Here is a 21,476-nt window from a genome sequence, read left to right as displayed (position 1 = left end):
CAATTTCATGCAAGCAGTGCGTAACTGGGCTGCCCGTTGTGCGCCGTGGGTCGGCGCGGTGGGCCTGTTCGGCGCTGTACAGCTGGCCCATGCCGGCGACTACCGGGACTCGCCGCAGGTGGCCCAGTTCGTTGGCGAAATGAGCCGCGACTACGGTTTTGCTCCTGAACAGCTGATGGGCGTGTTCGCCGAGGTGCAACGCAAGCAGTCGATCCTCGACGCCATTTCGCGCCCGGCCGAACGGGTAAAACCGTGGAAGGACTACCGGCCGATGTTCATCACCGACGCGCGCATCGCCCGCGGTGTGGATTTCTGGCGCCAGCACGAGGCAGCGCTGGCCCGGGCCGAGCAGGAATATGGCGTACCGGCACAGTACATCGTCGCCATCATTGGCGTGGAAACCTTCTTTGGCCGCAACACCGGCAACTACCGGGTGATAGACGCCCTGTCGACGCTGAGCTTCGACTATCCGCCGCGGGCCGACTTCTTCCGCAAGGAGCTGCGCGAGTTCCTGCTGCTGTCTCGCGAAGAGCAGCTCGACCCATTGACCCTCAAGGGCTCCTACGCCGGCGCGATGGGCTTGCCGCAGTTCATGCCGAGCAGCTTCCGCAACTTTGCGGTGGATTTCGATGGCGACGGCCACATCAATATCTGGAACAACCCGGACGATGCCATCGGCAGTGTCGCCAGCTACTTCAAGCGCCACGGGTGGGTGGCCGGTGAAGGTGTGATCAGCCGCGCCTGGGTGGATGGCGAGCGGGCCGACGAGGGCCTGACCACCGGCATCGAGCCGGTAAAGACGGTAGGGGAGTTGCGCGCGCTTGGCTGGTCGGTTCATGATTCCCTGCGCGATGATCTGCCGGTTACCGCCTTCCGGCTCGAGGGCGACAATGGCCCCGAATACTGGATGGGCCTGAAGAACTTCTACGCGATCACTCGCTACAACCGCAGCGTGATGTATGCCATGGCGGTGCATCAGCTTTCGGAACAGCTGGTTCAAGCACGGGGCGTCAACTAATGCGCGCAATCATCTCTGCCAATTCTTTCAAGCTGCTGACCTGCCTCGCCGTTGGCGTGCTGCTGGCCAGCTGCTCTTCCAGCCGCCCGACCCAGCAAGGCAGCGGCAACGTGGTGCGCACCCAGCCGGGCCTGGATATCAACCGGGCGCACAAGGACGGCGCGCCGTGGTGGGACGTGGATGTGAGCAAGATCCCCGATGCCACGCCGACCGTGCACACCGGCAACTACAAGGCCAACCCGTACACGGTACTGGGCAAGACCTACTACCCGATGCAGGACGCGCGCAACTACCGCGCCGAGGGGACTGCGTCGTGGTATGGCACCAAGTTCCACGGGCAGAACACCGCCAACGGCGAGCTGTACGACCTGTACGGCATGAGTGCGGCGCACAAGACCTTGCCGCTGCCAGCCTATGTGCGGGTAACCAACCTGGCCAACGGCCGCAGCGTGATCCTGCGGGTCAACGACCGTGGGCCGTTCTACTCCGATCGCATCATCGACCTGTCCTATGCCGCAGCGAAGAAGCTCGGTTACGCCGAAATCGGTACCGCGCATGTGCGCGTCGAGGGCATCGACCCGCAGCAATGGTGGGCCCAGCGTGGCCAGACGCCGCCGATGGTGCTGAAGGAGCCGCAAGTGGCCCAGACCCAGGCGATCCCGGCCAGTACCGGGCGTGTCGAGCAATGGACGCCACCGCCGCAACAGCACGCGGCACCGGTGGTGCCGGTGCAGGTCGGCGGCAACAACGTGCCAGCCAGCAACAGTGGCGGCAGCTTCCTGCAGGTGGGCGCCTTCGCCAACCCGGACGCCGCCGAACTGCTGCGTTCCAAGCTCAGCAGCATGGTCAGCGCGCCGGTATTCATCAGCTCGATCGTGCGTAACCAGCAAACCCTGCACCGCGTGCGCCTGGGGCCGATCAGCAGCCAGGGCGAGATCCAGCAGGCGCAGGACAGCATCCGCCTGGCGAACCTGGGGCAGGCCAAGCTGGTCACGGCCGACTGACCGCGTTGCCTTCTTCGCGGGCACGCCCGCTCCCACAGGGGCATGCGAAACCCTGTGGGAGCGGGCGTGCCCGCGAAGAAGGCAACACCAAACTGTCGGTTTTGTCATGAATTGCCGGGCGCAGGCATGTACAATGTCGGCTTTTGCCCGCAGCGACATAACGCCGCATTTTGCCGGGCCAGGCCTATGGCCACAAAACTAGACTGACTGGCGCTGGGCACATGATCTTGCCCAGGGAAATTCAGACCATTAGCGATTTTCGAGAGACGGATGAACATCACCAACCTTGCCAAACGACTTTGCCTGCCCGTACTGCTGATGATCACGCCGGCCGCCTTCGCGGCTGAGCAGATGACGCCGGCGCCACCGCAACTGGCAGCCAAGTCCTACGTACTCATGGACGCGTCCAGCGGCAACGTGCTGGTCGAGAACAACGGTGACGAGCGCCTGCCGCCGGCCAGCCTGACCAAGCTGATGACCGCCTACATCGCCACCCTCGACATCCGCCGCGGCCAGATCGGTGAAAACGACCCGGTAACCGTCAGCGAGAACGCCTGGCGTACCGGCGGTTCGCGCATGTTCATCAAGGTGGGCAGCCAGGTGACCGTCAGCGACCTGCTGCACGGCATCATCATCCAGTCCGGCAACGACGCCTCGGTCGCCCTGGCCGAGCACATCGCCGGCAGCGAAGATGCCTTCGCCGACATGATGAACAAGACTGCCGCCGACCTGGGCATGAGCAACAGCCACTTCATGAACCCGACCGGTCTGCCGCATCCGGACCACTACTCGTCGGCCCATGACATGGCGACCCTGGCCCGCGCGATCATCAATGTCGACCCGGCCCACTACGCCATCTATTCGCAGAAGGAATTCTTCTGGAACAACATCAAGCAGCCGAACCGCAACCTGCTGCTGTGGCGTGACAAGACCGTCGACGGCCTGAAGACCGGCCACACCGACGAAGCCGGCTACTGCATGGTGGCTTCGGCCGTTCGCGACGGCCAGCGCCTGATCGCCGTGGTGTTCGGCACCAACAGCGAGCAGTCGCGTGCGGCAGAGACCCAGAAGCTGCTGACCTACGGCTTCCGCTTCTTCGAAACCCAGACCTTCTATCAGAAGGGCACCGAGCTGACCAAGGCACCGGTCTGGAAAGGCGCCACTGGCGAAGTCAAGGCTGGCCTGGCCGAAGACCTGACCATGACCATGCCTAAAGGCCAATTGAAACGCCTTCAGGCTTCGATGACCATGAACCCGCAGCTCACTGCACCGATTGCCAAAGGTGACGTGATCGGCAAAGTGGAAGTCAAACTGGACGAAAAAGTGGTTCACAGCGCCGACCTGATCGCCCTCGATGGCGTCGAGGAAGGTGGTTTCTTCCGCCGTATGTGGGATAGCATCCGTCTATTCTTCTACGGGTTGTTCAACTGATACGTGACCTGCATGCCCCCGCGTATCCCGCGGGGGCGTTGTTGTTGCCACGGCTTATGAGGCCGTTTCCGCCATGAGCGAACCAGACGTCAAGTCGCACAAGATCGAATTCCCCTGCGACGATTACCCGATCAAGGTCATCGGCGATACCGTGGTCGGTTTCCGCGACACGGTGATCGAGATTCTCAGCAAGCACGCCAAGGTCGACCTTTCCACGCTGGCCGAGCGCCAGAGCAAGGAAGGCAAGTACACCACCGTGCAGTTGCACATCGTTGCCGAAAGCGAGAACCAGCTGCACGATATCAACAGCGCCCTGCGTGCTACCGGCATCGTGAAAATGGTGCTCTGATGTCCGCCTGCCTCGGTTTTCGCGAGCTTGGCCTGCAGCCCTATGAACCGGTGCTGGAGGCCATGCGGCGCTTCACCGAGCAGCGCAGCCCGGACAGCCAGGATGAAGTCTGGCTGGTCGAGCACCCCGCAGTCTTCACCCAGGGCCAGGCCGGCAAGGCCGAGCACCTGCTGGTGCCAGGCGACATCCCGGTGGTGCAGACCGACCGCGGTGGCCAGGTGACCTACCATGGCCCCGGGCAACTGGTGGCCTACCTGCTGCTGGATGTGCGCCGGCTGGGCTTTGGTGTGCGTGAGCTGGTCAGCCGTATCGAGCAGACCCTCATCGACCTGCTCGCCAGTTACGATGTCCAGGCCGCGGCCAAGCCCGATGCGCCGGGCGTCTATGTCGACGGAGCGAAGATCGCCTCCCTCGGCCTGCGAATCCGCAATGGCCGTTCGTTCCACGGCCTTGCCCTGAACGTGGACATGGACCTTGCGCCATTCCGCCGAATCAACCCCTGCGGCTATGCGGGGCTGGCGATGACCCAGCTGCGCGACCTGGCAGGTCCTATCGAACTCGACGAGGTCAGGACAAGGCTGCGCGGACAGCTGGTCAAGCACCTCGACTACGCTGAGCAGACGACCCTTACGGGCGGAATCGACTGATATGACAACTGTGCAAGAAGCCGTGCCGAACCTGATACCTACCCAGGATGCCACCCAGCGCCCAGCGCCGAAGAAAGTGGAAGCCGGGGTCAAGTTGCGTGGTGCCGAGAAGGTGGCGCGCATCCCGGTGAAGATCATCCCCACCGACGAGCTGCCGAAGAAGCCCGACTGGATCCGCGTGCGTATCCCGGTTTCGCCCGAGGTAGACCGCATCAAGCAACTGCTGCGCAAGCACAAGTTGCACAGTGTGTGCGAAGAGGCGTCCTGCCCGAACCTGGGCGAGTGCTTCTCCGGCGGTACCGCGACCTTCATGATCATGGGTGACATCTGCACCCGCCGCTGCCCGTTCTGCGACGTCGGTCATGGCCGGCCGAAGCCGCTGGACCTGGACGAACCGAAGAACCTGGCCATCGCCATCGCCGACCTGCGCCTGAAGTACGTGGTGATCACCTCGGTGGACCGCGACGACCTGCGTGACGGCGGGGCCCAGCACTTCGCTGACTGCATCCGTGAAATCCGTGCGCTGTCGCCGGGCGTGCAGCTGGAAACCCTGGTGCCGGACTACCGTGGCCGCATGGACGTTGCCCTGGAGATCACCGCGCAAGAGCCGCCGGATGTGTTCAACCACAACCTCGAGACCGTACCGCGCCTGTACAAGGCCGCGCGTCCGGGGTCGGACTACGACTGGTCGCTGGACCTGCTGCAGAAGTTCAAGCAGCTGGTGCCGCATGTTCCGACCAAATCGGGCCTGATGCTGGGCCTGGGCGAGACCGACGACGAAGTGATCGAAGTGATGCAGCGCATGCGCGAACATGACATCGACATGCTCACCCTCGGCCAGTACCTGCAGCCGTCGCGCAGCCACTTGCCGGTGCAGCGTTTCGTCCATCCGGACACCTTCGCCTGGTTCGCCGAGGAAGGCTACAAGATGGGCTTCAAGAACGTCGCATCCGGGCCGCTGGTGCGTTCTTCGTACCACGCTGACCAACAGGCCCACGAAGCCAAGATCAAGCTCTGATCAACGGTTGGGCCACACATGCCGATGCGCGCCGAAAGGCGCCATCGGCATTGTTGTTGATGGGGTTTCCTGCTGGCCGAGGCCGCTCCGCACCGGCAGCATCAAGCCCCCAGGACTTGCAAGGAGTTGCATGTGAATTGCCTTGAGCGTACCGAACCTTGCTTGCCGAAGGCGTTGCCGCGCGACGCCTGCTTTGCCATCGTCGCCCCTGCCGGCCCGGCCCGGCTGGATACCGAGAAGGCCACCCGCTGGTTTGCCGAGCGCGGCTACCGTTGCCGGATCTACCCGGGGGCCCTGCAGGCGCAAGGTTACCTGGCGGGCGCGGACCAGCAGCGCCTGCAAGACCTGCATGATGCTTTCGCCGACCCGACGGTCGACGCCATCCTGTGCATGCGTGGCGGGTACGGCAGCATGCGCCTGCTCGACCAGCTCGATTTCGAGCTGATCCGGCACAACCCCAAGCCGCTGATCGGCTACAGCGACATTACCGCGTTGCACACGGCCATTTACCGCAGAACCGGGTTGCCCACCTTCCATGGCGCAATGCTCAATGCCGACCTGCTCGGTGCCAAGCAGCCGCCGACCGAGGCTTCGCTGCTGGCACAGCTGGGTGGCCAGGTGCGCAGCGGCGAGCCGATCGTGCACCCGGCCGACTACGCTTTGGCCTGCGTACGGCCGGGCGTGGCCAGCGGGCCGCTGCTAGGCGGCAACCTGTCGATGCTGGGAGCGACCTTGGGGACCATTGCCGAGCTGGATACCAAGGGCTGCATCCTGTTCATCGAGGACGTCAACGAACCGTTGTACCGGGTCGACCGCCTGCTGACCCAGCTGCGCCTGGCGGGCAAGCTGGAAGGGATCAAGGGCGTGCTGGTGGGCGATTTTGCCGGGATTACCACGGCGGCGCTGACGCCGTTGCTGCAGGATATCTTCGGGCCGCTGGGTGTGCCGGTGCTGGCCGGGTGGCGCAGTGGCCATTGTGATCCGAATGTATGCTTGCCGCTGGGGGCCAGGGTGCGGCTGGATAGTGTCGAGCAAACATTGGTGCTGGAGCAGGATCTGTTCAGGGTTTGAGATTGCCGGGGCTGCTTTGCAGCCCAGCGCGACACAAGGCTGCCCCTGCAGGCGATCGAGAATCATCGGGATTGCGCGGTCCTGTAGCAGCGGCCTGTGTTGCGAAAGGGCCGCATGGCGGCCCCAGCACCCTCACTGCTGGCGCAGGCTCTCAAGCAGCTTGTGGGTCGGGTAGCCATCCGCCGGCCAGCCCAGCCCCTGCTGGGCGTTGCGGATCGCCTTGCGGGTATTGGCGCCAATGATGCCGTCAGGGTTCCCCGCCTCATGCCCATTGCTGTTCAACAGGTTCTGCAGCTCCATGCGCTCGCTGCGGCTGAGCGGCAGGTCTTCCTTCGGCCAACTGCCAGCGATGAAGCCCCAACCAGTGAAGCGGTCCCCCAGCAGGCTCACCGCCAGCGCATAGGACGACGAATTGTTGTACTTGAGGATGGCGCGGAAGTTGTCCAGCACCAGGAACGCCGGGCCGCGCGCGCCTGCTGGCAGCAGCAGGGCGGCAGACAGCTGGTTGCTGCCCACCGGCAGTTGCGTCCCCGCAGGCAGTTTCACGCCCTGCGCCAACCACTCGCTCACTGGCTTGCGCAGTGCGCCATCGGCTTGCCAGTAATCGAAGCCTGCTGGCACCTGCACCTCGAAGCCCCAAGGCTGGCCACGCTTCCAGCCCGAGCTCTGCAGGTAATGCGCGGTCGAAGCCAGGGCATCCGGGGTACTGTTCCAGATGTCACGGCGGCCGTCACCGTCGAAATCGACGGCATGGGTGTTGTAGGTGGTCGGGATGAACTGGGTCTGGCCCATGGCCCCGGCCCACGAGCCACGCATGGCTTCAGGCTGGATGTCGCCATGCTGGATGATCTGCAGCGCGGCGATCAGCTGGTCCTGGGCAAATTGCGGGCGGCGGCCTTCATAGGCCAGGGTAGCCAGCGAGCGGATGACCGACTTGTTGCCCTGGAACTGGCCGAAGTTGCTTTCCATGCCCCACACGGCAACCAGCACCTGGCGGTCGACGCCATAGCGCTGCTCGATGAGCGTGAGCAACTCTGCATGTTGTTCCAGCAACTTCTTGCCATTGCGCACGCGCAGCGGTGACAGGGCGCCTTCGAGGTATTCCCACACCGGGCGGGTGAACTCCGGCTGGCTGCGGTCGGCCTTGATCACGTCCATGTCAGGGGTGATGCCGAGGAATGCGCGGTCGAAGGTATCCGGCGCAATACCGGCTTGCAGGGCTTGCTGACGGAAGCCGGCCTGCCATTGCGCGAAGGTTTGCAGAGGCTGGATTTCAGTGCTGACGTCTGGGGTTGTGCCGGGCAGGGTCACCACCGGGGCGGGCTGGGCGGGAGCCAGCGGCAGGGTATCGGCGGCGGTGGGCTTTTCTGCGCAGGCCACGAGCAGGATGAAACTGGAGGCCGCGAGCAGCTGACGGGTTTTCCAGCGGGGGAGAAGACTGAGAAGCATGCACAGATCCAGAATTGCAGGTCAGGTGATGACCATATCATGCCTGCGCTTGCGATGCTTTCATGCGGCCAAAAAGTACGAAGCCTCCCAATCTCTCGATTGGAAGGCTTCGCGGCGGTAGCTGCCTTTGCCTTTGTTCGGTCGTTCCTGGCGGCAGCGGAACAGGGGCTGGGCGACGATGGACTTGGCCTTGTTGGGGCCGTGCTTTTTCGGCTGTTTGCTCATAGTGGGGCTCCCGGGTTGGGGGGTGTTCGCGGCGCACTGTAGGGCCCTGGGCAGCTGGGGGCCAATTGATTGTATATATGGTCGAGAGGCTGGGGGCTGCCTTGCAGCCCTGTGGGAGCGGGCGTGCCCGCGAACACCGGCGAAGCCGGTGCCATCCACCGCGTCGCCTGATTCGCGGGCACGCCCGCTCCCACAGCGGCCCCAGTTACTCGGGAGGGAGTGCCAGGCGCTGACCAGCCATCAGCAGCGACAAGCGCGCCAGGCCGGTCCACGGCGAACCCTCGGCCTGGCCCTTGATCTGCGCATCGATACGCTGGGCATCCTGCAGCAACTGCGCCCAGCGCTGTGCCGACAGGCGCTGCAGGGCTTTGCTGACCAGTGGCCGGCGTTTGTCCCAGATCGGTGGGCGGGCCTGGCTGAAAGCCTTGTCCAGCGGTACGCCCTGGCTGAATTGCTGGGCCAGCCCGGCCAGCTGACGCAGCTCGCGGGCCAGGGCCCAGAGAATCACCGGGGGCTCCACGCCTTCACCGCGCAAGCCTTCGAGCATGCGCAGGGCATGCGCGGCTTCGCCATTGAGAATGGCATCCACCAGGCCGAAGACATCGAAGCGGGCACTGTCGGCGACGGCGGCCTGCACGGTCTCTACGGTGATCTGGTTGCCTTCGGCCAGCAGCTTGAGCTTCTCGATCTCCTGCGCGGCTGCCAACAGGTTGCCTTCGACACGTGCGGCGATCAGGTCGACGGCGTCCCGCTGTGCCGACAGGCCGGCCTGCTGCAGGCGCTGGTTGATCCACTGTGGTAGCTGGTGTACGTCCACCGGCCAGATCTGGATGAACTGGCAATGGGGGCCTTCTATCAGCGCCTTGCCCCACTTGGTCTTCTGTGCGCTGCCGTCGAGCTTGGGCAGGCTGACCAGCAGCAGGGTATCCTCGGCGGGCTTGGCGCAGTATTCCATCAGCGCGGCGGCGCCCTTGTCACCGGGCTTGCCGGACGGCAGCCGCAGTTCCAGCAAGCGCCGTTGGGCGAACAGCGACAGGCTGGCACCGGCCTGGAGCAGGGTGCCCCAGTCGAAGTTGGCGTCGGCGCTGAATACCTGGCGCTCGTCGAAACCCTGCTGGCGCGCGGCGCTGCGGATGGCATCGGCGGCTTCCTGGCACAGCAGCGGATCATCGCCGCTAACCACGTAGACCGGTGCCAGCGCACCTTGCAGGTGTTTGTTGAGTTGGGCGGGGGCGAGCTTCATGGTGAGCAGGCGGGGCACCCGAGGGTACCCCGCTCGGGCTTAGTTGCCCGGTACTTCCAGTGGCGATTGCTGAGGCGTTTCGGCCTGCTGGCGGCGGGCGGCCTCCAGCGCGGCGGCTTCGGCCTTGGCGCGCTCGTCGGCTTGACGCTGCAGCTCGTCCAGCTGCGACGGAGTCAGCATCTGCAAGCGAACCATCATCGCATTGACCAGGTCGCGGCGCATTTCTTCACGGGCGCGGTTGGCTTCCTCTTCGGAACCGGTGATGTTCGAGCCGTCACGCACGTAGATCTTGCGCACTTCCAGCTTGTCGCTCATCAGCTCCAGGTTGTTCAGGCCCCGGATGCTGTAGTTCAGCACCGTGGTCAGCTCGTACTCGGCGGTACGGTTGCCGCTGTTGTAGGTCGCCGAGCGCTCGCGCTCCTGCTCATTGGTCAGCACCAGGCGGTACGGGGCGCCGGCGTGCACGTTGACGCCGCTGCGTTCCAGCGTTTCACGCAGCTGGACCACGGTCGGGCCGTAGGCGTTGCGTGCGCTGACGTCCATTTCCTTCACGCTCAGTTCGGTGGAACCGGTGCCGCGCAGCTGGAAACCGCAGGCGCTGAGCATGACCGCCAGGCCAATTACCAGCAAATTGCGTTTGATCATGTTGTTGCTCCCTTGTGGGCCTGTTCCGCCCGCCCGCAGTGGCTGCGGGCGGGCGTTGCCATCAGTTGGCGACGATGTTGACCAGCTTGCCCGGTACCACGATGACCTTGCGGATGGTCAGGCCATCGATGAAGCGCAGGACGTTCTCGTTGCTGCGCGCAGCCGCTTCGATTTCTTCACGGCTGGCGGCGGCCGGCATTTCCACCTGGCCACGCAGCTTGCCGTTGACCTGCACCACCAGGGTGACGGTGTCCTGTACCAGGGCCGCTTCGTCGACGGCTGGCCAGCTGGCGTCGATGACCGCCTGCTGGTGACCCAGCTGTTGCCACAGCTCGTGGGAGATGTGCGGGGTGATCGGGGCCAGCAGCAGGGTGACGGCTTCGAGGCCTTCGTGCAGCAGGGCGCGGTCCTGTTCGGTGGCCTGCGGGGCCTTTTCCAGCACGTTCATCACGGTCATCACCTGGGCGATGGCGGTGTTGAACTTGTGGTACTGGCCGACATCGGTGCTGGCCTGCTTGATGGCCGCGTGGATGGCGCGGCGGATGACCTTCTGCGCGTCGTCCAGGGCAGCGACGTCCAGCTTGCCCGGCAGGCCCTGGGCGACGTGGGCCTGGGCCAGGCGCCAGACGCGACGCAGGAAGCGGCTGGCACCCTCGACGCCGGAGTCGGACCATTCCAGGCTCATGTCGGGTGGCGAGGCGAACATCATGAACAGGCGGCAGGTGTCGGCGCCGTACTGGTCGATCATCGATTGCGGGTCGACGCCGTTGTTCTTCGACTTCGACATTTTTTCGGTACCGCCGATTTCCACCGGCAGGCCGTCGGTTTTCAGGCGCGCGCCAATGATCTTGGCCTTGGCATCGCGCTCGACCTCGACATCGGCCGGGTTGAACCAGTCCTTGCCGCCGTTGCTGGCCACGCGGTAGTAGGTTTCGGCGACCACCATGCCTTGGGTCAGCAGGTTCTTGAACGGCTCGTTCGAGGTAACCAGGCCTTCGTCACGCATCAGCTTGTGGAAGAAGCGTGCGTACAGCAGGTGCAGGATGGCGTGCTCGATACCGCCGATGTACTGGTCGACCGGCAGCCAGTGGTTGGCCGCTTTCGGGTCGACCATGCCACCTTCGTAGTTCGGCGAGGCGTAGCGGGCGAAGTACCAGGACGATTCGACGAAGGTGTCCATGGTGTCGGTTTCGCGCTTGGCTGCGGCGCCACATTTCGGGCAGCTGCATTCGTAGAATTCCGGCATGCGCGCCAGCGGCGAACCGGCACCGTCCGGCACCACGTTCTCCGGCAGGGTGACCGGCAGCTGGTCTTCCGGCACCGGTACGTCGCCGCAGGACGGGCAGTGGATGATCGGGATCGGGCAGCCCCAGTAACGCTGGCGGCTGATACCCCAGTCGCGCAGGCGGAACTGGGTACGCGACTTGCCCAGTTCCTTGCGGATCAGGGCCGCTTCGATGGCGTCGAAGGCACCGGCGAAGTCCAGGCCATCGAACTCTCCGGAGTTGATCAGCTGGCCGTGCTCGCCATAGGCGGCCAGCCATTCGCTGCCGACTTCGTCGCCGGCGCTGGTGCGCACCACCGCCTTGACCGGCAGGTTGTACTTGTGGGCGAACTCGAAGTCACGCTCGTCGTGGGCCGGCACGGCCATTACAGCGCCGTCACCGTAGTGCATCAGCACGTAGTTGGCGACCCACACCGGCAGCTTCTCGCCGGTGAGCGGGTGTTCGACCAGCAGGGAAGTGGCCATGCCCTTCTTCTCCTGGGTGGCCATGTCGGCTTCGGCAACGCTGCCGCTCTTGCATTCGTCGATGAATGCCTGCAGCGCCGGGTTGCCCTGGGCCGCCTGGGTGGCCAGCGGGTGCTCGGCGGCGACCGCGACGTAGGTGGCGCCCATCAGCGTGTCGGGGCGGGTGGTGAAGACCTTGAGGGTACCTGCGTGGCCAATGCTGGCCTGGTCGTAGGGGAACTGCACTTCCATGCCGCGCGACTTGCCGATCCAGTTGCGCTGCATGGTCTTGACCTGCTCAGGCCAGCCCGGCAGCTCGTCGAGGCTTTCCAGCAGCTCGTCGGCGTAGTCGGTGATGCGGAAGTAGTACATCGGGATTTCGCGCTTTTCGATCAGCGCGCCCGAACGCCAGCCACGGCCATCGATGACCTGCTCGTTGGCCAGTACGGTCTGGTCCGCCGGGTCCCAGTTCACGGTGCCGTTCTTGCGGTAGATGATGCCTTTTTCGAACAGGCGGGTGAACAGCCACTGCTCCCAACGGTAGTAGTCAGGCTTGCAGGTGGTCACTTCGCGTGCCCAGTCGATGGCCAGGCCCAGGCTCTTGAGCTGGGTCTTCATGTAGTCGATGTTTTCGTACGTCCACTTGGCCGGGGCGACGTTGTTCTTCATCGCCGCGTTTTCCGCGGGCATGCCGAAAGCGTCCCAGCCCATCGGCTGCAGCACGTTCTTGCCCAGCATGCGCTGGTAGCGGGCAATCACGTCACCGATGGTGTAGTTGCGCACGTGGCCCATGTGTAGCTTGCCGCTCGGGTACGGGAACATCGACAGGCAGTAGTAGGTGTCCTTGCCTGGCTGTTCGGTAACAGCGAACGATTGTTGCTCGTCCCAGAACTTCTGGGCGGCGGCTTCGATATCACGGGGCGTGTATTGTTCGTGCATGGCTACTTTTTGCTGAGAGGGAAGAGACCTTGTTCCAGGCAGCGGAACCTCGCTGCGTCCGGCACTCCGGTGTCGTTTAGAGTGAACGCCGTAGCATACAGCAGCGCCGCGCATCGTGGGAAACCTTCGTTGCTTATGCCCGCTGGTCGCGGCGCGCGGCTGCTTTTTGCAACAACGCTAAGCTCAGGTGTGGGGGGAGATATTCTTATCTTCAATGAGGTGAACGGATGGGAGAGACGCAGCTACCCGCAATCAAACCGGAGCTATACGAACGCCTGATCGACCGGCTTGGCCTGGCACTGGAAGTGGCCAGGACCTCGGTGCGATTGCGCGACGAGATGCCAGCTGAACTGGAGTTGCGTGGCCTGAGCCATGCGGAGTTCGAACTGATCAAGGCCTACCTGGATTCCCTCCCGGAGCGCCACAATGCCTGTGTCGGCAGTTACCCACAAGCGGAGCCGACATCGGCCAAGATCATCTGGCTCAAGGACAAGAAACGCCCCGCCAGTTCGGCGAGATCCAGGACGCTGCCGCATCGCTAGCCGTTCAGGACGCCAGGCGCAGGCTATAGCGCGCCGGTTCTCAAAAACTTGCATATCTCATGATCGGCGCCGGCTGCAATCTTGTTGGCCGGCGTCGATCCTTCTAGGCTGCACGCCTGACCAGGAGGTGTGGCCGATGGCTTTGCGATTCTTCATCAAGCAATGGTTGATGCCGCCAGGCATCCTGTTCCTGCTGCTGTTGGCGGCATGGTGGCTGCGCGCGCGCCGGCCGCGGCTGGCCGCGCTGTGCTTTGCCGTGGGCCTGGCAGGCCTGTGGTTGATGAGCTTGCCGCTGGTGATGCAGCAAACGGCACGTGTGCTGGAAACAGAGCCGCCGCTGGCCGTGACCGACTGGGCGGGCCTGGCAAGCCGGGCAGATGCCATCGTGGTACTGGGGGCAGGGCGTGAACGCGGTGACCCGGCCTGGGGCGGCAGCGACCAGCCCACGGCCACTGCCCTGGAGCGCATGCGCTTTGCCGCACGGCTGGCCAAGGCCTCGGGCCTGCCGGTGCTGACCAGTGGTGGCTTGCACTATGGCTCGCCACCGAGCGAGGCGCAGTTGATGGCGGACTGCCTGCGTGAAGATTTCGGCATCGAGGTGAAATGGCGGGAGGAGGCCAGTCGTACCACCTGGGAGAACGCCCAGCTGTCTGCCAAGGTGCTGCAGCCGTTGGGGATTCGCCGGGTGGTCGTGGTCACCCAGGCGTGGCACATGCAGCGCTCGCGCTGGAGTTTCGAGCAGGTGGGGTTCGAGGTAGTGCCGGCGCCGGTCGGGTTCCTCGGGCGTGATCATGCGCGGCCGTTTGCCGGGTTGCTGCCGGAAAGCCGGGCGCTGTGGCAGAGCGGGCAGTTGCTCAATGAAGGGGTGGGGCTGGTGGGGTATCGGCTGTTCTACTGAGCCTTGTGTTGCCTGTGCCGGCCTCTTCGCGGGTGAACCCGCTCCCACAGGTACACCGCAGGCCATGGGCTTGTGCGGTCCCTGTGGGAGCGGGTTCACCCGCGAAGAGGCCAGTACAGGAAAACTCAAACGGTCTTGGCAATGCGCCCGGCCAGCAACGCCCAACCCAGCAGCAATGCGCAGACGATCGCCAGCGGCCACGAGCGCCATTGCAGGTACGGCGTCAGTTGCTGCATCGGCACTACCTCGCCATACAGCACCGCCTGCTGGAACTGTGGAATCTGCGTGGTAATGCGGCCAAACGGGTCGATCAGCGCGGTCACACCATTGTTGGTGGCGCGGATCATCCAGCGCCCGGCCTCCAGCGCCCGCATCTGTGCCATCTGCAGGTGTTGCAACGGGCCGATCGAGGTGCCGAACCAGGTGTCGTTGCTGATCGTCAGCAGCAGGTCGCTGCGAGCAGCCAGGCTGGCGGCGAACTCGGGGTAGACCACCTCATAGCAGATGTAAGGTGCGATGTGATAGCCCTTTGCCTGCAGTAGCGGCTGGTCTTCCGGCCCGCGGGCGAAGTCCGACATCGGCAGGTTGAAGAACTCGATCAGGCCTCGCAGCATGTCCTGCAGCGGTACGTATTCGCCAAACGGCACCAACTTTTGTTTGAGGTAGGTGCCGTCGCCCTCACCGGCGACCGTGATGCCGTTGTAGTAGCGGCGTTGGTGGTGCACCACTTCGCGCACCGGCACGCCCGTGATCAGCGCCGAATTTCGCCCGGCGGCGAAGCGCCCCATCACGTCGATATAACCCTGGGCCTGGTCCTTGAGCACCGGTACGGCGGTTTCCGGCCACACCAGCAGGTCCACCGGCCGGGAGCTGAAGCTCAGGTCACGGTACAGTGCCAGTTGCGCGTCGATGTGCGCCGGGTCCCATTTCAGCTCCTGCTCGACGTTGCCCTGGATGGCCGCGACCTTCAACGGGTCGCCTGCGGGCTTGGTCCAGGCATGGCCCTTGAGCGCCAGGCCCAGTAGCCATGGCGCGAGCAACAGCAGGCAGGCGACCCCCAGGAAGGCGGGGCGCGTGCGCAGGCGGTGCAGGTTGCACAGCAGGGCGGCACTCAGGGCCAGGGTGAAGGAGATCAGCCAGACGCCGCCCAGCGGGGCCAGGCCGGCCAGCGGGCCGTCCAGCTGGCTGTAGCCGGCGTAGAGCCAGGGGAAACCGGTCAGGAACCAGCCGCGGAAGGCCTCTTGCAGCAGCCACAGGGCGGCGAAGCACAGGGCGTCGGCCAGCGGCGCTTCGTTGCGCCGCAACCAGCGTGCCCACAGCCAGGTGGGCAGGGCGAAGAACCAGGCCAAGGCGGCGAAGAACGCCAGCAGCAGCAGGATCGCCAGCAACGGCGAGGCGCCGCCGTAGGTGTTCATGCTGACGTAGATCCACCAGGTGCCGGCGCCATACAGGCCGAAGCCGAACCACCAGCCACGCCACATGGCCTGGCGCGGGCTGAGCTCGCGCAGGCCAAGGTAGAGCATGGCGATGGACAGCAAGGCCAGCGGCCAGATGTCGAATGGCGCCAGGGCCAGGAGGGTGGAAGCGCCGGCCGCCAGGGCCAGCAGGTTACCGGGCCAGCCGGGGCGGGTGATCCAACGCATGTTCGTCCTTAACGGGTGATCGGTGTCAGGCGCAGCAAGTGTATCCGCCGGCTGTCGGCGTTGAGAATACGGAACTTGTAGGGGCCGATCTCGGTGGTTTCGTTGCGCTTGGGCAGGTGGCCAAAGGCGCTCATCACCAGGCCGCCCACCGTGTCGAATTCGTCATCGGAGAATTCGCTGTCGAAGAACTCGTTGAAGTTCTCGATCGGGGTCAGTGCCTTGACCAGGAAGTCACCGCTCGGCAGCGGCTTGATGTAGCTGTCTTCCTCGACATCGTGCTCGTCCTCGATGTCACCGACGATCTGCTCCAGCACGTCTTCGATGGTGACCAGGCCGGCCACGCCGCCGTACTCGTCGATGACGATGGCCATGTGGTTGTGGTTGGCGCGGAATTCGCGCAGCAGCACGTTCAGGCGCTTGGACTCGGGCACGAAGGTGGCCGGGCGCAGCAGGTCCTTGATGTTGAAGCTGTCGCCGTTCTCCTTGAGGATCAGCGGCAGCAGGTCCTTGGCGAGCAGGATCCCCAGCACATCGTCGTGGCTTTCGCCGATCACCGGGTAGCGCGAGTGCGCGGCGTCGATCACCGCCGGCAGGAACTCGCGTGGCGACTGGCTGGCCTTGATGCTGATCATCTGCGAGCGCGGCACCATGATGTCGCGCACCTGCAGGTCGGCGACCTGGATGGCGCCTTCGACGATGGTCAGTGCTTCGCTGTCCAGCAGTTTGTTCTGGTGGGCTTCGCGCAGCAGCTCGAGGAGCTCCTGGCGGTTTTTCGGCTCATGGGCAAAAGCCTGGGTCAGTTTACCCAGCCAGGACTTCTGCCCGTTGCTCGATCGATCTTCGCTCATGGCGGTTCTCGTGATCCTTCGTGTATCAGTGTGTGATTGAGTCGGTTTCATCGTCGGCGTAAGGGTCGGGGTGACCCAGTTCTGCCAGCAATTCCCGTTCCAGGCCTTCCATTTCCTCGGCTTCCTCATCCTCGATGTGGTCGTAGCCGAGCAGGTGCAGGCAGCCATGGATAACCAGGTGTGCCCAGTGCGCTTCGAGCGCCTTGCCCTGTTCGGCCGCTTCGCGCTCGACCACCGGTACGCAGATCACCAGGTCGCCCAGCAAGGGGATATCGAGCAGGTCGTCAGGTACGTCGGCCGGAAACGACAGCACGTTGGTCGCGTAGTCCTTGTGCCGGTAGGTGTGGTTCAGCTCACGCCCCTCGGCTTCATCGACCAGGCGAATGGTCATTTCCGAATCGGCGCTACGCTGGCGCAGGGCCAGTTCACACCACCGGCGGAAAGCGGTGTCATCCGGGGCGGCAGCATCCGTGGCCCGTTGAATGTCGAGTTCAAGCATCTTTGCCAGGTGCCTCGGGCTTGGCCTGGCGGGCATCGAAGCGGTCGTAGGCTTCGACAATGCGCTGCACCAGTGGGTGACGAACCACATCCTTGGGCTGGAAGTGGGTGAAGCTGATCCCGGGAACGTCCTTCAGCACCTCGATGACGTGCGCCAGGCCCGACTTGGTGCCACGTGGCAGGTCGACCTGGGTGATGTCGCCGGTGATGACCGCCGTGGAGCCGAAGCCGATACGGGTCAGGAACATCTTCATCTGCTCAAGGGTGGTGTTCTGGCTTTCGTCGAGGATGATGAAGCTGTTGTTCAGGGTGCGGCCACGCATGTAGGCCAGCGGGGCGATCTCGATCACCTGGCGCTCGATCAGCTTGGCCACGTGTTCGAAGCCGAGCATTTCGTACAGGGCGTCGTACAGCGGGCGCAAGTACGGGTCGATCTTCTGCGCCAGGTCGCCGGGCAGGAAGCCGAGCTTTTCGCCTGCCTCGACCGCCGGGCGTACCAGCAGGATGCGGCGCACCTGTTCGCGCTCCAGCGCGTCCACGGCGCAGGCCACGGCCAGGTAGGTCTTGCCGGTACCGGCCGGGCCGATGCCGAAGTTGATGTCGTTGGCCAGGATTTCCTTGACGTAGCGCTGCTGGTTGACACCGCGCGGGCGGATATTGCCCTTGCGCGTACGCAGCGACACGCTGACCTCGTTGACCGCCGGGTTGTCGATGTTCTCGATAGCCGATTCCTGCAGGTACAGGTGCACGGTTTCCGGCGACAGGTCGGTGGCCTTGGTCTCGCGATAGAGACGCCGCAACAGTTGCTCGGCGGCAGAGGTAGTCTTGGGTTCGCCGATCAGTTCGAACTGATTGCCGCGGTTGCGGATTTCGATGGCCAGGCGCTGTTCGATCAGGCGCAAGTGCTCGTCGAACTGGCCGCACAGGTTGGCGAAACGGTGGGCCTCGAAGGGTTCGAGGATGAAACGATGGGGTTGTATGGGTGCGTTCAAGGTCGTTTTTAGCCGCTCGACGGCAATGAAGGTGAACTCAAGAATAACCCTTGAATGGCAGTGGCGAAAGCACTGAAACGTCCAACGGTATGTACGGCCTGTTCCGGCCTCTTCGCCGGCCCGCCCGCTCGCACAGGTACCGCACCGCTTCGAAGGTGGGTGCAATACCTGTGGCAGCGGGCTTGCCCGTGAAGGGGCCGGTACAGGTATGATGCCCGCCTTTTCTTACGCATGTGTTATCCCGACGAACATGAGCAAGCGCGAACCCGCCATCTATAAAGTGATCTTCCTCAACCAGGGGCAGGTCTTCGAGATGTATGCCAAGCAGATCTACCAGAGCGACCTGTGGGGCTTCCTGGAAATCGAGGAGTTCGTCTTCGGCGAGCGCTCGCAGCTGGTGGTGGACCCGAGCGAAGAAAAGCTCAAGAGCCAGTTCGACGGGGTGATCCGCAGTTTCGTGCCGCTGCATTCGATCGTGCGCATCGACGAGGTGGAGCGCCTGGGCACCGCCAAGATCAGCGAAGCCAAGGGTGGCGGCAACGTGATGCCGTTCCCCATGCCGATGCCGGAGAAGTAACCCTCAGGGGAGTGGCGAGAACGGCGTGCGCCCCTCGGCGTTCTGCAGTTCCAGCAGGTACTTGCGGAAGATCTGGCCGAGCACCTGGGTGGCATGCTCCAGCTCGTCGCGGGGCATTTTCTCGGTCACTTCGTCAGCCATGTCCAGCGCGTCCTCGGCGCCGTTGACCGCAGCCATCTTCAGCAGAATGTAGGCCTGCACATTGTTGGCCTTGACCCCTTCGCCACGGTAGAACATGGCACCCAGGCGGTACTGGGCTTCGGCATGCCCTTGCAGCGAGGCCTTCTGCAACCAGTCCAGGGCTTTGTCGAGGTTTTTCGGGGTTTGCGAGTAGTAGTAGTCGCCAAGTTCGAATTGCGCCTGGGCATCCCCCGCCGTCGCCGTCTGTTCGCAGGCCTTCAGGGCGTTTGCCAGGTCTTCAGGCTGCACATTCAGGGTGCAGCGGCCCGTCGCCGGAATCAGCAACGAGTTACCGCCCTCTGCCAGGGCCAGCAGGGGCTGAAGAAGCAACAGGCAGCCCAGGGTCAGGGCGCGGCCGGTGCGGTTCATGGGGATCGACTTACCTCTGCAAAGCTGCGGCCAATGTCTCTGGTGGCACATTATGGGATAAGCAGCGCCAACCTTACAAAGTTTTACTCGAATTTCTGTTTGGTTGGGGAGTCGGCTGATTGTGCAGGGTTATTTATTTGCTGTATTGGCCTTTCGCGGGTAGGCCCGCCTCCACAGGTATACGCATAACCTGTGGCAGCGGGTTTGCCCGCGAAGGGGCCGGCCTGGCTGGCAGTTACTTCAGCGCAGCAAAGGCCTTTTCCGCTGCATCCAGGGTGATCTGCAGCTCCTTGTCGCCATGGGCAATGGAGGTGAAGCCCGCCTCGAATGCGCTCGGCGCCAGGTACACGCCACCGTCGAGCATCAGGTGGAAGAAGCGCTTGAAGCGCTCGGCATCGCTGGCCATCACGTCGTCGAAGGTGACGATGTCGTCGGCACCGCTGAAGTACAGGCCGAACATGCCACCGGCCTGGGTGGTGACGAACGGCACGCCAGCAGCATCGGCGCGCTGTTGCAGGCCGTCGAGCATGCGGCTGGTGTAGTCGGTCAGCTCGGCGTGGAAGCCCGGGCGGCTGATCAGCTTGAGGGTGGTCAGGCCAGCGGCCATGGCCAATGGGTTACCCGACAGGGTACCGGCCTGGTACACCGGGCCGAGCGGGGCGATGCAACCCATGATTTCGCGCTTGCCGCCAAAGCAGCCGACCGGCATGCCGCCACCGACGATCTTGCCGAAGGTCGACAGGTCCGGGGTGATGCCGTAGTGGGCCTGGGCACCGCCCAGAGCAACACGGAAGCCGGTCATCACTTCGTCGAAGATCAGTACCACGCCGTGCTTGTCGCACTGCTCGCGCAGGCCTTCGAGGAAGCCGGGCGCCGGGGGCACGCAGTTCATGTTGCCGGCTACCGGCTCGACGATGATGCAGGCCACGGTCTGGCCGACTTCGGCCAGGGTCTTCTCGACGGCGGCGATGTCGTTGAACGGCAGGGTCAGGGTGTGCTTGGCGAAGTCCGCCGGCACCCCAGCCGAGCTTGGCACGCCCTGGGTCAGCAGGCCGGAGCCGGCTTTTACCAGCAGGCTGTCGGAGTGGCCGTGGTAGCAGCCTTCGAACTTGATGATGGCGTCACGGCCAGTGTAGCCACGGGCCAGGCGGATGGCGCTCATGGTGGCTTCGGTGCCCGAGCTGACCATGCGCACCATTTCCATGGATGGCACCAGCGAGCAGACCAGGTCGGCCATTTCGGTTTCCATGGCGGTCGGCGCGCCGTAGGACAGGCCGTGCTGCAGCTGCTGGCGTACCGACTCCAGTACCTCTGGATGGCCGTGGCCGAGAATCATCGGGCCCCAGGAGCCAACGTAGTCGACGTAGCGCTTGTCGTCCTCGTCAACGACGTAGGCGCCTTCGGCATGCTTGAAGAACAGCGGCGTGCCGCCAACGCTCCGGAAAGCGCGGACCGGCGAATTGACGCCACCGGGAATGTGCTTCTGGGCTTGGGCGAACAGGGCTTCGGAACGGGACATGGCAGGTTCTCTCGAATCAGGATGCGAACAAGGCATTGAAGGCGCGGGCGCGGCGGGTGACTTCCTGCGCGCTGTCGGCACCGAACAGGCCGTGGATCACCGCCAGCAGGTCGGCACCGTGGGCGACCAGCGGGGCGGCGTTGTCGAGGGTGATGCCGCCGATCACCGCGATCGGCAGTTTCACCTGGGCGCGGGCCTGCTCCAGCAGTTCGATGCTGGCAGCGGAGGCGCCCGGCTTGGTGACCGAATTGAAGAAGCGGCCGAAGGCCACGTAGCTGGCACCTTCCTTGGCGGCCTGGGCGGCCAGGTCAAGGTTGGCGTGGCAGGTGGAGCCGATGATCGCCTGGCGGCCGAGCAAGGCGCGGGCAGGGGTCAACGGGCCGTCGGTCTGACCCAGGTGCACGCCGACACCCAGGCGCGCGGCCAGTTCGGCGTCGTCGTTGATGATCAACTGGGTGCCGTAGCGCTCGCAGAGCTTCATCAGCCCTTCGGCCTCGCGCAGGCGCCGGGCCGCGTCGTCGCTCTTGTCGCGGTACTGCAGCAGGCATACGCCGCCGTCCAGTGCCGCTTCGACATGCGAGAGGAAACGGCCGGCGAGCAGCTGGCTATCGGTGATGGCATACAGACCACGTAGCTTCATTG

General features: G+C 64.2%; 22 protein-coding genes. 10 read left to right on the top strand and 12 right to left on the bottom strand.

Going from position 1 to position 21,476, the window contains the following annotated elements:
- Positions 1–7: 7 nt before the first annotated feature.
- The 7 genes from mltB to ACJA3S_RS22750 all read left to right on the top strand — a co-directional run bounded on the left by mltB (position 8) and on the right by ACJA3S_RS22750 (position 6,538).
- Positions 8–1,018 carry a lytic murein transglycosylase B gene (gene mltB / locus ACJA3S_RS22780; RefSeq protein WP_406820083.1) on the top strand — a complete coding sequence of 337 codons (1,011 nt, stop codon included), beginning with the start codon at positions 8–10 and terminating at the stop codon, positions 1,016–1,018.
- Positions 1,018–2,022: a septal ring lytic transglycosylase RlpA family protein gene (locus ACJA3S_RS22775; protein ID WP_406820082.1), complete on the top strand. Its 1,005-nt coding sequence runs from the start codon at positions 1,018–1,020 to the stop codon at positions 2,020–2,022. Before mltB ends, ACJA3S_RS22775 begins: the two co-directional genes overlap by 1 nt.
- A gap of 270 nt (positions 2,023–2,292) precedes the next feature.
- Positions 2,293–3,453, top strand: a complete 1,161-nt coding sequence (locus tag ACJA3S_RS22770; protein WP_186672699.1) for a D-alanyl-D-alanine carboxypeptidase family protein — start codon at positions 2,293–2,295, stop codon at positions 3,451–3,453.
- 73 nt (positions 3,454–3,526) lie between these two features.
- Complete coding sequence (locus tag ACJA3S_RS22765; RefSeq protein ID WP_085625758.1) at positions 3,527–3,802, top strand: DUF493 domain-containing protein; 276 nt, start codon at positions 3,527–3,529, stop codon at positions 3,800–3,802.
- Entirely contained in the window at positions 3,802–4,449 is a 648-nt protein-coding gene (gene lipB / locus ACJA3S_RS22760) for a lipoyl(octanoyl) transferase LipB (RefSeq protein WP_013974352.1), read from the top strand. Before ACJA3S_RS22765 ends, lipB begins: the two co-directional genes overlap by 1 nt.
- 1 nt (position 4,450) lies before the next feature.
- On the top strand, positions 4,451–5,467 hold the full coding sequence (gene lipA, locus ACJA3S_RS22755) for a lipoyl synthase (RefSeq protein WP_256666001.1): 1,017 nt from the start codon (positions 4,451–4,453) through the stop codon (positions 5,465–5,467).
- A 132-nt stretch (positions 5,468–5,599) separates the two neighbouring features.
- Positions 5,600–6,538, top strand: a complete 939-nt coding sequence (locus tag ACJA3S_RS22750) for an LD-carboxypeptidase (RefSeq protein WP_406820081.1) — start codon at positions 5,600–5,602, stop codon at positions 6,536–6,538.
- A gap of 132 nt (positions 6,539–6,670) precedes the next feature.
- Here ACJA3S_RS22750 and ACJA3S_RS22745 read toward each other — a convergent pair whose 3' ends face one another.
- The 5 genes from ACJA3S_RS22745 to leuS all read right to left on the bottom strand — a co-directional run bounded on the left by ACJA3S_RS22745 (position 6,671) and on the right by leuS (position 12,768).
- Complete coding sequence (locus tag ACJA3S_RS22745) at positions 6,671–7,987, bottom strand: lytic murein transglycosylase (RefSeq protein WP_406820080.1); 1,317 nt, start codon at positions 7,985–7,987, stop codon at positions 6,671–6,673.
- Between the two features lie 60 nt (positions 7,988–8,047).
- Positions 8,048–8,212: an alternative ribosome rescue factor ArfA gene (gene arfA, locus ACJA3S_RS22740; RefSeq protein WP_170032870.1), complete on the bottom strand. Its 165-nt coding sequence runs from the start codon at positions 8,210–8,212 to the stop codon at positions 8,048–8,050.
- Between the two features lie 205 nt (positions 8,213–8,417).
- Complete coding sequence (gene holA, locus ACJA3S_RS22735) at positions 8,418–9,455, bottom strand: DNA polymerase III subunit delta (RefSeq protein WP_170034297.1); 1,038 nt, start codon at positions 9,453–9,455, stop codon at positions 8,418–8,420.
- Positions 9,456–9,494: 39 nt separating this feature from the next.
- Complete coding sequence (lptE, locus tag ACJA3S_RS22730) at positions 9,495–10,100, bottom strand: LPS assembly lipoprotein LptE (protein WP_406820079.1); 606 nt, start codon at positions 10,098–10,100, stop codon at positions 9,495–9,497.
- 61 nt (positions 10,101–10,161) lie between these two features.
- Positions 10,162–12,768, bottom strand: coding sequence for a leucine--tRNA ligase (leuS, locus tag ACJA3S_RS22725; protein ID WP_406820078.1), 2,607 nt, complete (start codon positions 12,766–12,768; stop codon positions 10,162–10,164).
- A gap of 227 nt (positions 12,769–12,995) precedes the next feature.
- Between leuS and ACJA3S_RS22720 the strand changes: the two genes are divergently transcribed.
- Together ACJA3S_RS22720 and ACJA3S_RS22715 are read left to right on the top strand one after the other, a co-directional pair.
- Entirely contained in the window at positions 12,996–13,310 is a 315-nt protein-coding gene (locus tag ACJA3S_RS22720) for a hypothetical protein (RefSeq protein WP_170032865.1), read from the top strand.
- Between the two features lie 136 nt (positions 13,311–13,446).
- Complete coding sequence (locus ACJA3S_RS22715) at positions 13,447–14,208, top strand: YdcF family protein (RefSeq protein ID WP_406820077.1); 762 nt, start codon at positions 13,447–13,449, stop codon at positions 14,206–14,208.
- Positions 14,209–14,333: 125 nt separating this feature from the next.
- Here the strand turns inward: ACJA3S_RS22715 and lnt are convergent, their stop codons facing one another.
- Genes lnt through ACJA3S_RS22695 form a run of 4 tightly spaced genes read right to left on the bottom strand, consistent with a single transcriptional unit; the run spans position 14,334 to position 18,189 of the window.
- Positions 14,334–15,851 (bottom strand): apolipoprotein N-acyltransferase, encoded by a 1,518-nt coding sequence (gene lnt / locus ACJA3S_RS22710; protein WP_406820076.1) that lies wholly within the window; start codon positions 15,849–15,851, stop codon positions 14,334–14,336.
- A gap of 8 nt (positions 15,852–15,859) precedes the next feature.
- Positions 15,860–16,699: an HlyC/CorC family transporter gene (locus ACJA3S_RS22705; protein ID WP_114170710.1), complete on the bottom strand. Its 840-nt coding sequence runs from the start codon at positions 16,697–16,699 to the stop codon at positions 15,860–15,862.
- 25 nt (positions 16,700–16,724) lie between these two features.
- The gene (gene ybeY, locus ACJA3S_RS22700; protein ID WP_170032859.1) at positions 16,725–17,198 is read right to left on the bottom strand and encodes an rRNA maturation RNase YbeY; all 474 of its coding nucleotides are present in this window, start codon (positions 17,196–17,198) and stop codon (positions 16,725–16,727) included.
- Positions 17,191–18,189: a PhoH family protein gene (locus tag ACJA3S_RS22695; protein WP_406820075.1), complete on the bottom strand. Its 999-nt coding sequence runs from the start codon at positions 18,187–18,189 to the stop codon at positions 17,191–17,193. The genes ybeY and ACJA3S_RS22695 overlap by 8 nt, the downstream gene beginning before the upstream one ends.
- A 250-nt stretch (positions 18,190–18,439) precedes the next feature.
- Between ACJA3S_RS22695 and ACJA3S_RS22690 the strand changes: the two genes are divergently transcribed.
- Positions 18,440–18,766, top strand: a complete 327-nt coding sequence (locus ACJA3S_RS22690) for a DUF1820 family protein (protein WP_170032856.1) — start codon at positions 18,440–18,442, stop codon at positions 18,764–18,766.
- 3 nt (positions 18,767–18,769) lie between these two features.
- Here ACJA3S_RS22690 and ACJA3S_RS22685 read toward each other — a convergent pair whose 3' ends face one another.
- The 3 genes from ACJA3S_RS22685 to thiE all read right to left on the bottom strand — a co-directional run bounded on the left by ACJA3S_RS22685 (position 18,770) and on the right by thiE (position 21,474).
- Positions 18,770–19,315: a tetratricopeptide repeat protein gene (locus ACJA3S_RS22685; RefSeq protein ID WP_186686599.1), complete on the bottom strand. Its 546-nt coding sequence runs from the start codon at positions 19,313–19,315 to the stop codon at positions 18,770–18,772.
- 235 nt (positions 19,316–19,550) lie between these two features.
- Positions 19,551–20,834, bottom strand: a complete 1,284-nt coding sequence (gene hemL / locus ACJA3S_RS22680) for a glutamate-1-semialdehyde 2,1-aminomutase (RefSeq protein WP_406820074.1) — start codon at positions 20,832–20,834, stop codon at positions 19,551–19,553.
- Between the two features lie 16 nt (positions 20,835–20,850).
- On the bottom strand, positions 20,851–21,474 hold the full coding sequence (gene thiE, locus ACJA3S_RS22675) for a thiamine phosphate synthase (RefSeq protein ID WP_406820073.1): 624 nt from the start codon (positions 21,472–21,474) through the stop codon (positions 20,851–20,853).
- Between the last annotated feature and the right edge of the window lie 2 nt (positions 21,475–21,476).

Origin of the sequence: Pseudomonas sp. KnCO4, from assembly GCF_045344305.1 — a bacterium.
Lineage (GTDB): Bacteria > Pseudomonadota > Gammaproteobacteria > Pseudomonadales > Pseudomonadaceae > Aquipseudomonas > Aquipseudomonas anuradhapurensis.
Note: the sequence above shows the minus strand (reverse complement) of the source record. Positions and strands in the feature narration are given on the sequence as shown.

What these genes read in the sequence shown, in the direction of transcription:
- lnt (WP_406820076.1), bottom strand. Translation starts at nt 15,851, where the DNA reads ATGCGTTGGATCACCCGCCCCGGCTGGCCCGGTAACCTGCTGGCCCTG.
- thiE (WP_406820073.1), bottom strand. Translation starts at nt 21,474, where the DNA reads ATGAAGCTACGTGGTCTGTATGCCATCACCGATAGCCAGCTGCTCGCC.
- ACJA3S_RS22690 (WP_170032856.1), top strand. Translation starts at nt 18,440, where the DNA reads ATGAGCAAGCGCGAACCCGCCATCTATAAAGTGATCTTCCTCAACCAG.
- ACJA3S_RS22775 (WP_406820082.1), top strand. Translation starts at nt 1,018, where the DNA reads ATGCGCGCAATCATCTCTGCCAATTCTTTCAAGCTGCTGACCTGCCTC.
- ACJA3S_RS22745 (WP_406820080.1), bottom strand. Translation starts at nt 7,987, where the DNA reads ATGCTTCTCAGTCTTCTCCCCCGCTGGAAAACCCGTCAGCTGCTCGCG.
- ACJA3S_RS22765 (WP_085625758.1), top strand. Translation starts at nt 3,527, where the DNA reads ATGAGCGAACCAGACGTCAAGTCGCACAAGATCGAATTCCCCTGCGAC.
- ACJA3S_RS22685 (WP_186686599.1), bottom strand. Translation starts at nt 19,315, where the DNA reads ATGAACCGCACCGGCCGCGCCCTGACCCTGGGCTGCCTGTTGCTTCTT.
- lptE (WP_406820079.1), bottom strand. Translation starts at nt 10,100, where the DNA reads ATGATCAAACGCAATTTGCTGGTAATTGGCCTGGCGGTCATGCTCAGC.
- lipA (WP_256666001.1), top strand. Translation starts at nt 4,451, where the DNA reads ATGACAACTGTGCAAGAAGCCGTGCCGAACCTGATACCTACCCAGGAT.
- ACJA3S_RS22715 (WP_406820077.1), top strand. Translation starts at nt 13,447, where the DNA reads ATGGCTTTGCGATTCTTCATCAAGCAATGGTTGATGCCGCCAGGCATC.
- lipB (WP_013974352.1), top strand. Translation starts at nt 3,802, where the DNA reads ATGTCCGCCTGCCTCGGTTTTCGCGAGCTTGGCCTGCAGCCCTATGAA.
- mltB (WP_406820083.1), top strand. Translation starts at nt 8, where the DNA reads ATGCAAGCAGTGCGTAACTGGGCTGCCCGTTGTGCGCCGTGGGTCGGC.
- hemL (WP_406820074.1), bottom strand. Translation starts at nt 20,834, where the DNA reads ATGTCCCGTTCCGAAGCCCTGTTCGCCCAAGCCCAGAAGCACATTCCC.
- holA (WP_170034297.1), bottom strand. Translation starts at nt 9,455, where the DNA reads ATGAAGCTCGCCCCCGCCCAACTCAACAAACACCTGCAAGGTGCGCTG.
- leuS (WP_406820078.1), bottom strand. Translation starts at nt 12,768, where the DNA reads ATGCACGAACAATACACGCCCCGTGATATCGAAGCCGCCGCCCAGAAG.
- arfA (WP_170032870.1), bottom strand. Translation starts at nt 8,212, where the DNA reads ATGAGCAAACAGCCGAAAAAGCACGGCCCCAACAAGGCCAAGTCCATC.
- ACJA3S_RS22770 (WP_186672699.1), top strand. Translation starts at nt 2,293, where the DNA reads ATGAACATCACCAACCTTGCCAAACGACTTTGCCTGCCCGTACTGCTG.
- ACJA3S_RS22720 (WP_170032865.1), top strand. Translation starts at nt 12,996, where the DNA reads ATGGGAGAGACGCAGCTACCCGCAATCAAACCGGAGCTATACGAACGC.
- ybeY (WP_170032859.1), bottom strand. Translation starts at nt 17,198, where the DNA reads ATGCTTGAACTCGACATTCAACGGGCCACGGATGCTGCCGCCCCGGAT.
- ACJA3S_RS22705 (WP_114170710.1), bottom strand. Translation starts at nt 16,699, where the DNA reads ATGAGCGAAGATCGATCGAGCAACGGGCAGAAGTCCTGGCTGGGTAAA.